The following is a 13,466-nucleotide window of genomic DNA, read 5'->3' as shown; positions in this document are numbered from 1 at the left end:
CATAAGTTACTAGTTATTCGTTGGATAACGAAAACTTATGGGGACCACTGGTCGAAAAGTGGGTATTACTTGCCGATTTCGAGAATAGCAGTTTTGTACTCTGCCTTTTCCGGCTCGCCGATGTGTGAAGAGGCAGCCAAGATGGCCAATGCTTTTTCCCTCCAAAGCTCTCTTTTTTCAAAGTCTTCCATGAGATGGTAAGTCATGGAGAGTTCGTAAGCGAAGTTATGGTCGTTCGGGTACAGTCGATGGGCCAACTGCATGATTTCAAGCCATCCGTCTTGACCATCATTGTAGAAATAGTAACTGCCAATCGACCAGAGGTGAATAATATCTGGTTTGATCAGCATTCCCTTTTCATCTGATAGCTTCTTAAAATCGCGAATCAATTCCGCGCTAGCGTCAGCAGAAGCCACCTTGTCTTGCTTATCGTAGAGCCAGTCATCGAGAATCATAGCATAGCTGCCGTAGTAATCAGAGAAAGCCCAAGCCAATGACATCATGAAGTTACCCATGCGCCCATTGTAATCGAACTCTTTATGACGCCAATAAATAGATCCTGGTTGAGCCATGGCACGCAGGCTGTCTTCCAATTGGTCATATGCCGCTTTGTAACTCGACTCTTCGCGAGAAATTCCATTAGTGAAATACCAGGCTGGTGAGTCTTCTTTGACGATCCAATCTTTCACTAGTGATCGGATGTCAGTTGCTTCAAAACCAGGTTCAAAGAACCCACTTGCCGCAAGACCCATGGCGTATTGATCGGGGTTAGAAATCAATAGGTAGTTTACAAGCCAACCCGTTCTGGAATGTCCTACAATAATGACACGATCATTGATTTTGTAGTCTTTCTTCAGGGTAGGAATCAGTTCGTCTTCAATAAATCGACGCGTTCCTTCAGCACCTGTAATGCTGTCTCCTTCAGCCAATCGTGAGGCGGTACGTTGGTTTCGAACTTGATAATCAAAGGGCACCCCTACAATCAACGATTGCGGCATTTGTGCATTGACCATCATCAAATCGAAGGTCAATAAATGATGCTGGTAGGTGTATTGGTGTTGTTGGTCAAGAACGATGACGCAAGGGATAGAGTTTTCATTGCCAGTGGTATAAAAAGCATCTGGCAATGCCAAGTCAATGCGGGTTTCACCCCAGTATTCACTGTCGATTTGAAGTGAGTCTCTTGTTAAGTATGCCATGTCTTGCGCTAGCGCGGAAACGGTGGTCAGTAAAGAGGCGAGGAGTAGGGTGATGTTCGCTTTCATAGTTCTTGTTTCGCGGCCCACTCTTCTTGGCGAAGAATCTTAGCCGTTAAGTCAAATAAGGTTGGGTGAACTTCTCGTAGTTGTGCAGGGCGTTCGAAGAAATTCTCTACTACAACAGCGAAGAACTCACGTTGGTTCGTTGCGGCATACGGACGAAGCAAGCTGTTGCCGGCATCAATTTCTGGCATAACGGTACGGGCTTCCTTTTTAAAGGCCTTCATTTCGTCTTCGGGAATGAATGACCATTCGCCGTTTTGGACGATGTTTTCAATCTCCAACGCATGCGCAATTTCATGAATGACAAGGTTAATTCCATCGTCAGGTATGCGCACGCCATCCATAACGTGGTTCCAAGAGAGGACAATTACTCCGAGGGCATTGACCTCTCCTTTGTGCTTTTTGCCTGTGACACGAGAGGGATATTCAATCGGGTAGAGTATGATGCGTTTGAAATGCGCCAGTACAAGTGCAGGGTAGCCAAACGTGATCTGAACTGCATGGGAGGCAATGATGACCTTCATCTCCGTGGTGATCTCTTTCATGCTGCGCGGAATCCATTCACGATATTCGATGAACTCACCCACACGACGTGCAAATTCAGCTTGTTCTTCCTTGGAAAGTGAGTTGTAATAATCGTTGTTGGCCTGAATGATGCCGGAGAGAAATCTAAACTTCGAAGGGAGTTTTCGCAGCTTTCTTGTCTTCGGTTTACGACGAGCAAAAACAACAACGCCGATGATCACGGCTGTGGCAATTAGCACTTTCATTGGTGACGTAAACTTACGACCCGAGATTGATAAAGCAGAATAACTTTCCTAACTTCCTGAAATACTGAGAAAAAGAAATGACGGTGTTGGGTATGGCGAACTAAAAACACAGCCTATGCAACGTTACATTAAGAGCTTTGCGACGCTCACGGATCAGCATATCGCGCTGATCAAAGATCAATATCCTTCTGGGTTCGATAAGCACGACCTGGTAGTGATGAAAACGGGTGACGGACGATCATTCGAGGTGCTAGAAGTACGCGGTCAAGACGCGATTTATCTGGTCAAAGTATCCAACGACTTATTGGAAAAGGTAGACGACGATCTCTGGGATCTTCCTGACAATGAACTATTGGGTGAATTGGCGGAGATGAGCTCCACTGACTAAGCAGTCACCTCTAATCGGAATCCAACTCCGTGTACATTGGAGATAGCTACGCGCTCATCTCCCTTGAGGTATTTACGTAATCGTGTGATGAAGACATCCATACTTCGTCCAACGAAATAGCTGTCGTCGCCCCAAACCATATTCGCGATTAACTCTCGTTCAATCACTTGGTCTTGATGCTTGCAAAGCAGTTTGAGCAAGTCAGCCTCCTTCTTTGTCAATTTCCGACAGTCATCTTCAAGGCACAACTGAAAACTCTTCGGGTCATAGCTGTAGTTCCCAATCGTAAAAGTCTCCGGTTCTTCGTTCGTTTCTTTTCCAATACTTCGCTTCAGAATTGCCTTCACTCGCAACAAGAATTCATCGTTGTGGAAGGGTTTTGTGATGTAATCATCACCACCCACCTGGAATCCTTTCACCTTGTCTTCAGCCATTCCCTTAGCGGTGAGGAACACAATCGGAACTGAAGAGTTCACCTTTCGAATATCTTGTGCAAGCTCAAATCCGTCCTTTGATGGAAGCATGACATCCAGAATACACAGGTCATACGAAGCCTTGTTGAACTGCATCAGACCTTCTTTCCCATCCTTGGCTAAAGTGACGGCATAGCCTTCGAGCTTGAGTAGATCTTGAATCACAAATCCAAGATTGAAATCATCTTCGACCAATAGGATCTTTGTCTTGCTCTCACTCATGATGTGGTTGATTTAAGTTTGACAATGAACCGACTTCCTTGACCCGGTTCGCTATCCACAGTGACTTGACCGCCATGCGCTTCAACCACGGTGTGGACGTAGAATAAACCCAGTCCAAATCCTTTCACATTGTGAACATTCCCGGTTGGAACACGGAAGAACTTGTCGAAGATCATACGCTGATGCTTCTGGTCAATACCAATTCCGTTGTCTTTGACTTCCATAACAATGAAGCCTTTCTCGTTTCCAGATGAGATGGTAATCTGAGGTTGAGCTTCAGTGTACTTCACGGCATTGTCAATCAGGTTGTACACCAAATTGGTAAGGTGAACCCGGTCGCCTTCGACCATTGGATTTGTGGCGTCAATGTTCAGAATCAAGGCGCCCTCACGGTCGTTCAAGTGCAACTGTTGTGACTCAGCAGCTTGCTGAATGATCTCGTGCATATTAACGATCTCTTTGTTCAGCTTCAGCTTATCTGGAGATAACGTGGCTACTGAAAGCACGCGCTCCACCTGGGATTGAAGTCGTTGATTTTCATTTTTGATGATCGAAGCATATTGCGTCATGCGCTCTTCATCAGACTGCACATCGTTGCGAAGCAGCATCTCACTACTAATCGCGATAGTTGAGATCGGTGTTTTCAACTCATGCGTCATGTTATTGATGAAGTCTGTCTTGACCTCTGACAGTCGTTTCTGCCGAAGGATGATAGTAATCGCATAAGCGAAGAAGAAGATCACCACGATGATGGCCACGCTGGAGAAAATCCAGAAGTCCATTTGACGAATCAATACGGTCGTCTTTTTCGGAAAATAAATCCCGAAGTAATGTCCGTCGTTATTGAATCGTTTCTGATTTCCCAGGTTCAACGCAGGCGCTCGTTCGGTATCTTCTCCCATGTTGATGCGGGCACCGTACACAATGGAATCGCTGAAACAATCATAGATCGCATACTCAAAGTCTTCTTCCAGATTGAGACTGGTGAATTCTTCTTTAAGTAGAGTCTCTAAGAAATAGGGATGAAGTGTGTCGTTGATGTTCGCCACGTAATAAGAAGGCGATACCTGGCTTACTGGTTCTACAAAGGCACTGTCGTGATTGGCCTCTTGAATTCGATCTACCACAGAGCTTAGCGCAATCACCACTCGGTCATTGAATTGCTTTTCTTGAAGACCATAAGCTTTGCCCACCCAATAGATTTGAGTGATGATGATCCCAGAGAGTGAGATCACCGCAATTATGATCAAGAGATAGATCGTCTTTCGGCTCACATCTCGAAATTACATGAATTCGCATCTTTGTGCTCTACATTAACAAGTGATTAACAGCAGATGCGTTCCATTCGCCTATTTATTCTCCCTATTCTTTTCTCGATAGCGCTCTTCTCTTGCGAGGAAGCTACGGTCATTGAGACACCCCTTCGTGCTTCCTACGCGATTAGCAGTCCTGATACCGGAGCGCAGGGTCTAGTGCATACCTACTTCGGAGATCGCATGGACTATCTCATCTTCGATTCCACGCATTTTGTGATGGAGCGTGAAGCGCTCGTCGGGAAATTGGTACAATGGTACGACGGTGATAATCTGTGGATTCGTCAAATGGAAGGTGACTATTGTTCTTGCATTCAGTTGGAAGGTGGATTACTGGATATCTGGCGTGATGACGAATGGCTACAAGATTTCACCTACAATGAATCTACCTCTGAAGTCAATGGCTGGGAGGTGAATGAAGGAATTGCGATGGATGAATTGGGCGATACTACTTGGGTGGCGCTTTCAACGCAATATCCAAATGCATGGTTCGAGAATCCGACTTTTGACGGACTTCCTCTTCGTTATCAATACCGCTTACGTGGGGCCAAGGTGACCTATGAAGTTGATACGATTGAATCGATTGACGCCTCTTTCGATCCTTCTGGATACGATCATCAATGTGTCAAAATACCGGCAGAAGCCTTTCTCGGATATGCTCCGCACGATACTGTTTTCGTGGGAAACAATCGCTTATGGGTCTATGGTGACTTGACGAATGATTTCGGTGAGTACATCAATGGTGAATTGACGGTGGAGTCATTCGATGGCAATGCTACGCAGTCGGCAAAGGTGCGCGTTGAGCAAGGTGCTTTTGACATTGAGCTACCTTACGGTCCATTGTATACCCTTGATTTCACGGCAGACGGAATGGTCCATCGCCGGGTTGAAATTGATACCCGTGATGTTCCTCAAGACGGAAATGAAATGACCATGGATCTGTCCATGAGTGTTTTTGAGGCTGAGAATGTTCAGGTGGCTGAGTATTTATCTTCCACTAACGTGGGAATCGCTCGCTACAATGCGGAAGCTGGTTCCATACTCTTTGATTTCGAGTATACCGAAGCGGTCGTTGCTGAAGTAGAACGCCTAAGAAACCTCGAGAACTAGAGGCTTTTGATCTCCTTGAATCGTGCTGCTTGACGGCGTGATACTTCGATCTCTTTTCCATCTTTTAAGGTGCAGCGTAATCCTCCGTTGAACCAAGGTTCGATATCATCAATCCACGAAAGGTTGACGATGTGCTTTCTACTTGTTCTGAAAAATTGTTTTGGGTCGAGTCGCTCATCCAGTTGATTAAGAGAACGAAGAATTAGTGGCTTGAAATCTCGGAACCAAACGCGTACATAATTTCCTTCACTTTCGAAGAGTCGAACTTCTTCCAACGGAACAAACCAGCATTTCTCGCCGTCTTTGATGAAGATACGGTCTGAGGCACTCAGTAAATCATTCTTGGCTTCTTCAACGAAAGCTTCTTCTCGTTCAAAACGCTCCGTAACCTTCGCAATGGCACCAGCCAAGCGTTCCTCTTCAATTGGCTTCAGAAGATAGTCTAGAGCGTTCACCTCGAACGCGCGAATCGCGTAGTCATCATAGGCCGTGACAAAAATAATCTCAGGCACATTGTCGAGTTCAGCCAACATATCGAAACCAGACATTCCTGGCATTTGAATATCTAAGAACACAAGATCGGGCTCCTTGCTTTCTATGAGCTCAATACATTCCGGACCGTTACTTGCCTCGCCAACAACTTCTACTTCGGGATGCTTTTCGAGGAGGCGCATCAATTCCTTGCGCGCCAGACGTTCATCGTCAACTACGAGTGCCTTCATTGTCAATAGTTTTAGGAATAATCAGGGTGCAAGTGACCAGCTGATCTTGTTCTTTCATATCAAAGGAAGCCTTCTCCTTGTACAACAGTTGAAGGCGCTTTTCGATGTTTTCTAATCCGGTTTTCGTGCTTTCAGGTCCGTTCCCTGATTGAATGGATCCGCTATTCTGAACGACAATCTTGGTGTTTCCTTGATCATCCGAAATTCGGATATGCAGCGAGCCACCTGAAGTGAGCTTGGCAATGCCGTGTTTGATGCCATTCTCTACCAAGGTTTGTACAATGAGCGGAGGTACATGAGCTTCGGTCACCGAGGGAGCAACTTCGCTCGTGTACTCCAGCCGTTCCTCAAAACGGATCTTCTCCATCTCGAGGTACTTGTGCACCAATTCGAGTTCTTCTGAAAGCGGAACCAGCTGGTGTTTTCCAATCAACAAGGTATTTCTCAGGATAGAAGATAAGGTAGTCACGGCCACTTTCGCCTTCTCTGGATCCTCCTCAATCAAGGCGCGAATGGAGTTCAATGAGTTGAACATAAAATGCGGACGCAACTGGTTTCGCAGGTTGCTTAATTCGATCTCAGTATTGACCGCACGTAGCTCCAAGTTGCGGATTTCAACGCGGCGTTGATTCTCGAAATAATGAACCGTGAAGTACAAGAAGTTCCAAAGAAGGAACAGCAGTACAAAGTTCATTGAGACCAAGAAGAAGGCAGAAGAAGTGAGGGTCGGTGTATTTGCAATCCGCTCTGGTAGAAGGTCATTCACACCACCAACAATAAGGGTGAAGATGAAGCTTTCAATTCCTGAGACAATCAACACACGAGGCAACAGCGCCCAAGGTGAGAGTTGGTTCCAATTCCAGCGATGATAGAGTTCTCGGAATACGTGTGAGGTAGTGATTCCTGCCACGAACATGGCTCCCAATGAAATCAATACTCCAGAAAACAACTGGTCTCTCAAGAACAGGTTCAGCGCATTTCCCCCGGCGAAGATGAGCCACCCAATAATCTGGGCTGCCCAATAGGCGCGAGTTCTACGTTTGCTTTGGTGCTGTTTAGGAGACATCCCAACGAAAGTACGACAAGATGCCTCAAAGATGAGCTGACTTGGTACTAATGGAACTCTTTCACTTTCAGTGGTCGCTTCGCTTGCGAAACGGTACCTTCGCTCCGTGAACTACTTAGCACACTGTTTTCTGAGCGGCGAAGACGATGACATCCTCGCCGGGAACTACATGGGAGACTTCATCAAGGGGAACGACTGGAAGAAGCTGCCCGGTCGACTCGGTGACGGTGTGGTGCTTCACCGATTGATTGATTCCTTTACTGACGAACATCCAGAAACCAGTGAGCTGATGGAGATCGTTCGTCCGTATTGTGGTCGCTACGCGGGAATCGCAATCGATATGATCTACGACCACTTGCTCGCCTCACGATGGGGCGAATTCCACGATAGTGAATTATTGACCTTCACCGTGAACACCTACCAGCGTTTGGAGAAGTATGTAGAGATCATGCCTCCCGTCTGTCAACGCATGTTTTCGTACATGTCAACGGGTGACTGGATGTATGAATATCGACGATTGGAAGGATTGCATCAATCGCTTTCAGGTTTGGAACGCAGAATTGGTAGGAAAACCGGTTTACCTGATGTTATCCAAGTGGTTGAAACAGAGCGATATCGATTTGATAAGGGCTTTGAACGCTTTTTTCCTGAGATTCAACGAGCTTGTTCACAGAAATTAGCTAGTTTTGGAACTTAGGATGGGAAGGCTAACTTTCCTTGAATACGAATACTAAGGTTGACCAAGACCAAGAACTACACTAAGATGAAACTAATTGTTATGCTGTTCGCCTTGATGCTCGGCGGTGCTGTTACTTCAACAGCTGGAACGATCGTCATGGAAGGGAAGTACCAGCAAAAGAACATCTTCGTGATCAACTCTATTGCACCCGAAGGAGTTGGTTTCTGCGTATATGAAGTGACTGTAAACGGAGAGATCACATCTGACGAAGTGAACTCGAATGCGTTTGAAGTTGATCTGTCTATTTACGGACTAAAGCTCGGAGATGATGTTGTTGTAGTAATCAACTACAAAGACGGATGTGAGCCTAAGGTGCTTAATCCTGGTGCACTCGAGCCACAACCAACATTCGAAACTGTTGACATCAAAGTTGATGACGCAGGTATGTTGACTTGGGAAACATTGAACGAGCAAGGACGTCTTCCTTTCATCATTCAGCAATACAAGTGGAACAAATGGGTGAACGTTGGTGAAGTAATGGGGAAAGGAACCTCAGTAAAGAACAACTACTCGTTCCAGACAAACCCTGTTTCAGGAGAGAACAAGTTCCGTTTGATTCAGAAGACCTATGAAGGCGATAACCGCACTTCTCCTTCTGTGACTTACGATTCAGATAAGGCAGCCGTGACTTTCGAATACGATAAGAAATCGAAGTCAGTGAAGTTCAGTGGTGAAACGAACTACGAACTTTACAACGAGTACGGTCAAATTATCAAAAGAGGATTTGGAACTTCTGCAGATCTAAGCAGTCTTCCAAAAGGAACTTACTACGTTTCTTTCGACTCTGACACTCAGAAATTCGAGAAGAAATAATCCTGATTATCAAGGGGTTAAAATCTTATTTCGTAACCCTGGATACTACTCTCGCGTATTATTCTCAAATTGAGACTTATGGAGAAGGCACAGAAGATTTGGCTTCTGTTGGCTGCCATATGCTTGTTTGTGGCCTGTAATTCAGGTGAAACACAACAAGTTGAGAGCCCAGCTGAAGCCCCTGCCGATTCATTGGTCATTGACCTAGCTGAAATACGTGAGCGCGGCAAACTCGTGCTCCTAACTGAAAACAGCAGCATCTCTTATTACTTATATCGTGGTCAAGCCATGGGCTTTGATTACGAAATGGTAAGAGAGTTCGCACGCGCCAATGACCTTGAACTTGAAGTACGTGTATTGGAAGATCTCAACGATATGTTCCAATTGCTCAACGAGGGTAAAGGTGACCTGATCGCATGCAACCTTGCGATTACGGATGACCGTCAAGGCCTCGTTGACTTTACCATGCCCCTCGCGGAGACGCGGCAGGTGCTGGTGCAACAGAATCCCACAGAACCCGAAGATTCATTGATTGATGAATGGCATGAACTGGATGGCCGTGAGTTATTCGTGCATCGCTACAGCTCTTTCTATGAGAATATCGTGAAGCGAGAAGCCGCAGACTCCTCAGGGGTAGAGATTATCGAAGCAAGTGGTAACATTGACAGTGAGCAGATGATTCGTCTGGTGGCTGAAGGTCAAATTGATCTGACGGTGGCCGATGAAAACATGGCCATGTTGAATGCGACCTATTACGATAACATCGATATCAGTATGCATGTGAGCGATGGTGAGCAAATCGCCTGGGCCGTGCGTAAAGATTCTGATAGTCTGTTGCTTGCATTGAATGATTGGATTGAAACGCGTTCTACAAAACGACGACTGGCTTATACCTACCAGAAGTACTTTGTAGCGAGAAAAGATCAGCAAGCCAGAGTTCAAAGTCCGTTCTCATCATTGAGCGGGAAGCAGATCTCAGAGTTTGATAACACTATTCAGGAATACAGTTCGGAATTGCGTTGGGATTGGAAGCTATTGGCGGCCATGATCTACCAAGAATCACGCTTCAATCCTGAGGCAAGATCTTGGGCGGGCGCGTTCGGATTGATGCAGCTGATGCCAAACACGGCGAAGCGCTTCGGAATTGATACAACACATACCCGTGAACGCAACATCAGAGCGGGAGTGGCATACTTGAAATACCTCGACAATTTCTGGCGAAATCGTATCCATGATCCGCAAGAGCGAGTGAAGTTTATCTTGGCTAGCTATAATGTTGGTCCAGGACACGTTCAGGATGCCCAACGAATCGCCCAACACGTAGGTAAGAATCCATACGTGTGGGATAACAATGTCTCAGATTGTTTGCTACTTAAGAGTGAACAGAAGTACCTTGCACTAGAGGGTGTGAAACACGGCTATTGCAGAGGTAAAGAACCCGTGCAATATGTCCGTAATGTGATTTCACAGTACTCGATGTATCAAAGCATGGAATTGTGACACGTCTTGTATTCATTCTTTCAGTCATACTGATTGCCTCCGCTTGTAATAAGGAGGACAATACAAATTTGATTCTTGAAGGTAAGACCACTGACTCCAGAAATGGGGCCGGACTCAATGGTGTTACCATAGATATCGAAGAGCAAATTCTAGAAGGAGGAGCCTTGAACGCGGCATACCAATATGCGGGCGGGGCGACCTCAGCTTCTGGAGGCAACTACCGCATTGAATTTGAACGTCAGAACTCACTAGAGTATCGTGTGAGTTACGCGAAGGAAGGGTACTTCTTTCAGCAATATTCACTGAACCCAGATCTGTTCAATCCAGGAGAGGTCGTAACGCGGAATATCAGCATGATTCCTGAAGCCACGATTGCTGTTCGTATCCAAAACGTCAATCCAGAAACGGAAGATGACGAGATCCGCTTCCGTTATCTTGATGCGAACTTCAATTGCGATTGCTGTGATAACGAGTTCAAAATCCTAGAAGGAACGGCCATCGATACAACGCTCGAGTGTAAGCTTCATGGCGACTATATGCTTCACTTTGTGTATGAGATCATGCGTGATTCTGATACCACTATCGTGGATTCAGTGTACTGTCCGGCTTTTCAGCTGACAGAGGTAAACATCAATTACTGATGGCTGAACACCACATCGAAGTATCTCGAAACCTCCGATACTTCGACAATGAGAAGCCAGATCAACCAGAGTTATTGATGGCTCTCCATGGGTATACGCAACATCCCAAATTCTTCCAACGCAAGTTCAATGTGCTCGATGATCGTGCTTATGTTGTGGCACCTGAAGGATTGCATCGCTTTTACATTCAAGGACATTCAGGAAGGGTAGGAGCCTCTTGGATGACAAAAGAAGATCGCTTGATAGATATCGCAGATAACATGAATTATCTCGATCAGCTGTACCTACGCCTTTTGATGCGGAACTATGAACGCAAGACCCTCTTGGGCTTCTCACAGGGAGCAGCCACTGCCGTTCGTTTTTTCTGTCATCAACCGAGTTACTTTGACCGTTTGGTTCTTTGGGCAGGTTCATTTCCGCCAGATTTAGATTTACCAAGCAATGCTGAAGCTCTGAATCAAACAGGTATCGATTTGGTCATTGGCGATGATGATGAATTCATTAAAGAAGATCACATCGTTGAGCTCTCGAAGATCTTCGATGCGCACCAAATCAAGTATCGCCTGCATCGTTTTTCTGGCGGACATGATATTGATTCTTCCACGCTATCTGGGCTTTTCAGGTAGAAATGAGATTATTTAAACTAAGTTTTTAGTTCAGTAACTAAAAGTTTAGTTATATTTGTGTCATGATTCAATTGACACGAGCAGAAGAAGAGGTAATGCAAGTTCTATGGGAACTTGAAAATGCCTTTGTTAAGGAGATACTCGAGCAGTTCCCTGAGCCAAAACCTGCCTACAATACCTTAAGTACGATCGTCCGTATCCTCGAACAGAAGGGAGTCGTTTCTCATGAAGCGATAGGGAGATCGCACAGATACTTCCCTGTATTGAGTAAAACCCAATACCGTTCCGCTTCTTTAGAGCGATTGTCTTCAGATTACTTCGGCGGTTCATTCAAAGAGCTCGCAAGTTGCTGGCTTCAAGACAACCAAATCAATATCGATGACCTTGAGGAGATTAAGGCGTTGATTGGGAAGAGGAAGAAGAAGAATTAGAGGAAGAATAAGAATGAGAATAAGTTAGGGGCGCACATGTGCGCCCAATGGAAGAGAAAAATATTTTCGTCAACCGTCAACCGTCAACCGTCAACCGTCAACCGTCAACCGTCAACCGTCAACCGTCAACCGTCAACCGTCAACCGTCAACCGTCAACCGTCAACCGATAAACCATGATCACAGACATCCTTACATACAACGCATTTTTACTTGTTTGGTCTTTAGCCATGTTCCTATTGACTACCAAGTCTCGACCGGCGAAATGGTACCGTTTTGCATGGCTAGCCGGTCCTTTGGTGGCATTGACTCCTTTCCTGGTTCCGAATGGGGCTGTGGAGGTGGTATTGCCTACGATTGAGCTACCCGTATTGGAACTTTCAGGAGAAGCAACGGTATCATCTTCGATGTCGTGGTGGGCTATTCTATATGTGGTCGGAATCGTTTCCGCGCCAGCGATATTGATTGTAAGAATTATAAGACTCGTCATGATCCACCGCAGATCAACTAGAGACAATAACGTGTACCTATTGGCAGCGCAGGATGTAGACCGCGGAGCATTCTCATTCTTCAAGAAGATTTACCTACCAAGCACACTCGGACCTGATTTGCGTTCATGCGTGATTAAGCACGAGCAGGTTCATGTGCAGCGCGAGCACAGCCTTGATGTTGTGTTTGTGGAGGTATTGAAGATTTTATTTTGGTTCAATCCGGCGGTGTACCTGATGAAGGCAGGTCTATCGATTTGTCATGAGTACGAAGCGGATGAATTGACTTCAGAAGCCGTTGGTGACGAGCAATATGTGAACGCACTATTGAGCAGTTCTTTCGGACTGAATCACATCGCTTCGATCGTTCACCCTTTCAGTAAAGCAAATATCAAAACCCGTATAACTATGTTACATTCAAGTAAGAAGCTACGCCTTGCGTGGATCCTACCTATGGTTGCTTTCGCAATGATTCTCTCACTGCAAGCATGTACGAAAAAGGCAGACACTGCCGCAGACGAAAAGATCTACGAGACAGTAGATAAGATGGCAGAATTCCAGGGAGGAATGGAAGGTCTGATTACCTACGTTTCCAACAATCTGGAGTATCCACAAGAAGCCAAGGATGGAAATATCCAAGGAATGGTAGCGGTGTCTTTTGTTGTTGGTGCCGATGGGAAAGTGAAAGACGCAACGGTCTTGAAGTCTCTGTCAGAGGCTTGTGACGCAGCTGCACTCTCAGTTTTTAACGACATGCCAGATTGGACTCCTGCCGAGGTAAACGGTGAAACGGTAGCTCAATCATTGACACTTCCGATCCGATTTCAGATCGATGCCTAACCAAGAGTAAGGCAATCCGTCATTGTGCCCGCAGAGATATTGTTGTACTTTCAGGTCCGTTTTG

15 protein-coding genes are annotated in these 13,466 nt (G+C 45.7%); 9 read left to right on the top strand and 6 right to left on the bottom strand.

The genetic code is table 11. The features are described 5' to 3' along the window. Positions 1 to 65 precede the first annotated feature (65 nt). Both RA156_RS11755 and RA156_RS11750 read right to left on the bottom strand, forming a co-directional pair. Positions 66 to 1,265 (bottom strand): alpha/beta hydrolase-fold protein, encoded by a 1,200-nt coding sequence (locus tag RA156_RS11755; protein ID WP_306640293.1) that lies wholly within the window; start codon positions 1,263 to 1,265, stop codon positions 66 to 68. Continuing rightward, a complete protein-coding gene (locus RA156_RS11750) occupies positions 1,262 to 2,032 on the bottom strand; it encodes a zinc-dependent peptidase (RefSeq protein ID WP_306640291.1) in 771 nt (256 codons plus the stop codon). The genes RA156_RS11755 and RA156_RS11750 overlap by 4 nt, the downstream gene beginning before the upstream one ends. Positions 2,033 to 2,147: 115 nt before the next feature. Here RA156_RS11750 and RA156_RS11745 point away from each other — a divergent pair, with 115 nt between their 5' ends. Next, the gene (locus RA156_RS11745; protein WP_306640289.1) at positions 2,148 to 2,420 is read left to right on the top strand and encodes a hypothetical protein; all 273 of its coding nucleotides are present in this window, start codon (positions 2,148 to 2,150) and stop codon (positions 2,418 to 2,420) included. On the opposite strand, the gene RA156_RS11740 is transcribed toward RA156_RS11745, so the two are convergent. Continuing rightward, positions 2,417 to 3,115 (bottom strand): response regulator transcription factor, encoded by a 699-nt coding sequence (locus RA156_RS11740; protein ID WP_306640288.1) that lies wholly within the window; start codon positions 3,113 to 3,115, stop codon positions 2,417 to 2,419. The two genes, RA156_RS11745 and RA156_RS11740, sit on opposite strands and share 4 nt — an antisense overlap. Next, entirely contained in the window at positions 3,112 to 4,389 is a 1,278-nt protein-coding gene (locus tag RA156_RS11735; protein WP_306640287.1) for a sensor histidine kinase, read from the bottom strand. The genes RA156_RS11740 and RA156_RS11735 overlap by 4 nt, the downstream gene beginning before the upstream one ends. Before the next feature lie 60 nt (positions 4,390 to 4,449). Between RA156_RS11735 and RA156_RS11730 the strand changes: the two genes are divergently transcribed. Continuing rightward, positions 4,450 to 5,538 (top strand): hypothetical protein, encoded by a 1,089-nt coding sequence (locus RA156_RS11730; RefSeq protein WP_306640285.1) that lies wholly within the window; start codon positions 4,450 to 4,452, stop codon positions 5,536 to 5,538. On the opposite strand, the gene RA156_RS11725 is transcribed toward RA156_RS11730, so the two are convergent. Beyond that, the gene (locus RA156_RS11725) at positions 5,535 to 6,260 is read right to left on the bottom strand and encodes a LytR/AlgR family response regulator transcription factor (RefSeq protein ID WP_306640283.1); all 726 of its coding nucleotides are present in this window, start codon (positions 6,258 to 6,260) and stop codon (positions 5,535 to 5,537) included. The genes RA156_RS11730 and RA156_RS11725 overlap by 4 nt on opposite strands. Next, on the bottom strand, positions 6,241 to 7,326 hold the full coding sequence (locus RA156_RS11720; RefSeq protein WP_306640281.1) for a sensor histidine kinase: 1,086 nt from the start codon (positions 7,324 to 7,326) through the stop codon (positions 6,241 to 6,243). The genes RA156_RS11725 and RA156_RS11720 overlap by 20 nt, the downstream gene beginning before the upstream one ends. Before the next feature lie 106 nt (positions 7,327 to 7,432). Between RA156_RS11720 and RA156_RS11715 the strand changes: the two genes are divergently transcribed. The 7 genes from RA156_RS11715 to RA156_RS11685 all read left to right on the top strand — a co-directional run bounded on the left by RA156_RS11715 (position 7,433) and on the right by RA156_RS11685 (position 13,402). Beyond that, a complete protein-coding gene (locus RA156_RS11715; protein ID WP_306640280.1) occupies positions 7,433 to 8,023 on the top strand; it encodes an acyl carrier protein phosphodiesterase in 591 nt (196 codons plus the stop codon). Positions 8,024 to 8,089: 66 nt separating this feature from the next. Next, positions 8,090 to 8,878, top strand: coding sequence for a T9SS type A sorting domain-containing protein (locus tag RA156_RS11710; protein ID WP_306640279.1), 789 nt, complete (start codon positions 8,090 to 8,092; stop codon positions 8,876 to 8,878). A 78-nt stretch (positions 8,879 to 8,956) separates the two neighbouring features. Next, a complete protein-coding gene (locus RA156_RS11705; RefSeq protein ID WP_306640278.1) occupies positions 8,957 to 10,378 on the top strand; it encodes an MltF family protein in 1,422 nt (473 codons plus the stop codon). Beyond that, entirely contained in the window at positions 10,375 to 11,019 is a 645-nt protein-coding gene (locus RA156_RS11700) for a hypothetical protein (RefSeq protein ID WP_306640277.1), read from the top strand. The genes RA156_RS11705 and RA156_RS11700 overlap by 4 nt, the downstream gene beginning before the upstream one ends. Next, on the top strand, positions 11,019 to 11,645 hold the full coding sequence (locus RA156_RS11695; protein WP_306640276.1) for an alpha/beta hydrolase: 627 nt from the start codon (positions 11,019 to 11,021) through the stop codon (positions 11,643 to 11,645). The genes RA156_RS11700 and RA156_RS11695 overlap by 1 nt, the downstream gene beginning before the upstream one ends. A 62-nt stretch (positions 11,646 to 11,707) precedes the next feature. Beyond that, positions 11,708 to 12,076, top strand: coding sequence for a BlaI/MecI/CopY family transcriptional regulator (locus RA156_RS11690; protein ID WP_306640275.1), 369 nt, complete (start codon positions 11,708 to 11,710; stop codon positions 12,074 to 12,076). A gap of 174 nt (positions 12,077 to 12,250) precedes the next feature. Continuing rightward, on the top strand, positions 12,251 to 13,402 hold the full coding sequence (locus RA156_RS11685; protein ID WP_306640274.1) for a TonB family protein: 1,152 nt from the start codon (positions 12,251 to 12,253) through the stop codon (positions 13,400 to 13,402). The last annotated feature ends 64 nt before the right edge of the window (positions 13,403 to 13,466 follow it).

The sequence above is a fragment of the Sanyastnella coralliicola genome, assembly GCF_030845195.1.
Lineage (GTDB): Bacteria > Bacteroidota > Bacteroidia > Flavobacteriales_D > Sanyastnellaceae > Sanyastnella > Sanyastnella coralliicola.
Note: the sequence above shows the minus strand (reverse complement) of the source record. Positions and strands in the feature narration are given on the sequence as shown.

What these genes read in the sequence shown, in the direction of transcription:
- RA156_RS11755 (WP_306640293.1), bottom strand. Translation starts at nt 1,265, where the DNA reads ATGAAAGCGAACATCACCCTACTCCTCGCCTCTTTACTGACCACCGTT.
- RA156_RS11750 (WP_306640291.1), bottom strand. Translation starts at nt 2,032, where the DNA reads ATGAAAGTGCTAATTGCCACAGCCGTGATCATCGGCGTTGTTGTTTTT.
- RA156_RS11745 (WP_306640289.1), top strand. Translation starts at nt 2,148, where the DNA reads ATGCAACGTTACATTAAGAGCTTTGCGACGCTCACGGATCAGCATATC.
- RA156_RS11740 (WP_306640288.1), bottom strand. Translation starts at nt 3,115, where the DNA reads ATGAGTGAGAGCAAGACAAAGATCCTATTGGTCGAAGATGATTTCAAT.
- RA156_RS11730 (WP_306640285.1), top strand. Translation starts at nt 4,450, where the DNA reads ATGCGTTCCATTCGCCTATTTATTCTCCCTATTCTTTTCTCGATAGCG.
- RA156_RS11725 (WP_306640283.1), bottom strand. Translation starts at nt 6,260, where the DNA reads ATGAAGGCACTCGTAGTTGACGATGAACGTCTGGCGCGCAAGGAATTG.
- RA156_RS11720 (WP_306640281.1), bottom strand. Translation starts at nt 7,326, where the DNA reads ATGTCTCCTAAACAGCACCAAAGCAAACGTAGAACTCGCGCCTATTGG.
- RA156_RS11710 (WP_306640279.1), top strand. Translation starts at nt 8,090, where the DNA reads ATGAAACTAATTGTTATGCTGTTCGCCTTGATGCTCGGCGGTGCTGTT.
- RA156_RS11705 (WP_306640278.1), top strand. Translation starts at nt 8,957, where the DNA reads ATGGAGAAGGCACAGAAGATTTGGCTTCTGTTGGCTGCCATATGCTTG.
- RA156_RS11695 (WP_306640276.1), top strand. Translation starts at nt 11,019, where the DNA reads ATGGCTGAACACCACATCGAAGTATCTCGAAACCTCCGATACTTCGAC.
- RA156_RS11690 (WP_306640275.1), top strand. Translation starts at nt 11,708, where the DNA reads ATGATTCAATTGACACGAGCAGAAGAAGAGGTAATGCAAGTTCTATGG.
- RA156_RS11685 (WP_306640274.1), top strand. Translation starts at nt 12,251, where the DNA reads ATGATCACAGACATCCTTACATACAACGCATTTTTACTTGTTTGGTCT.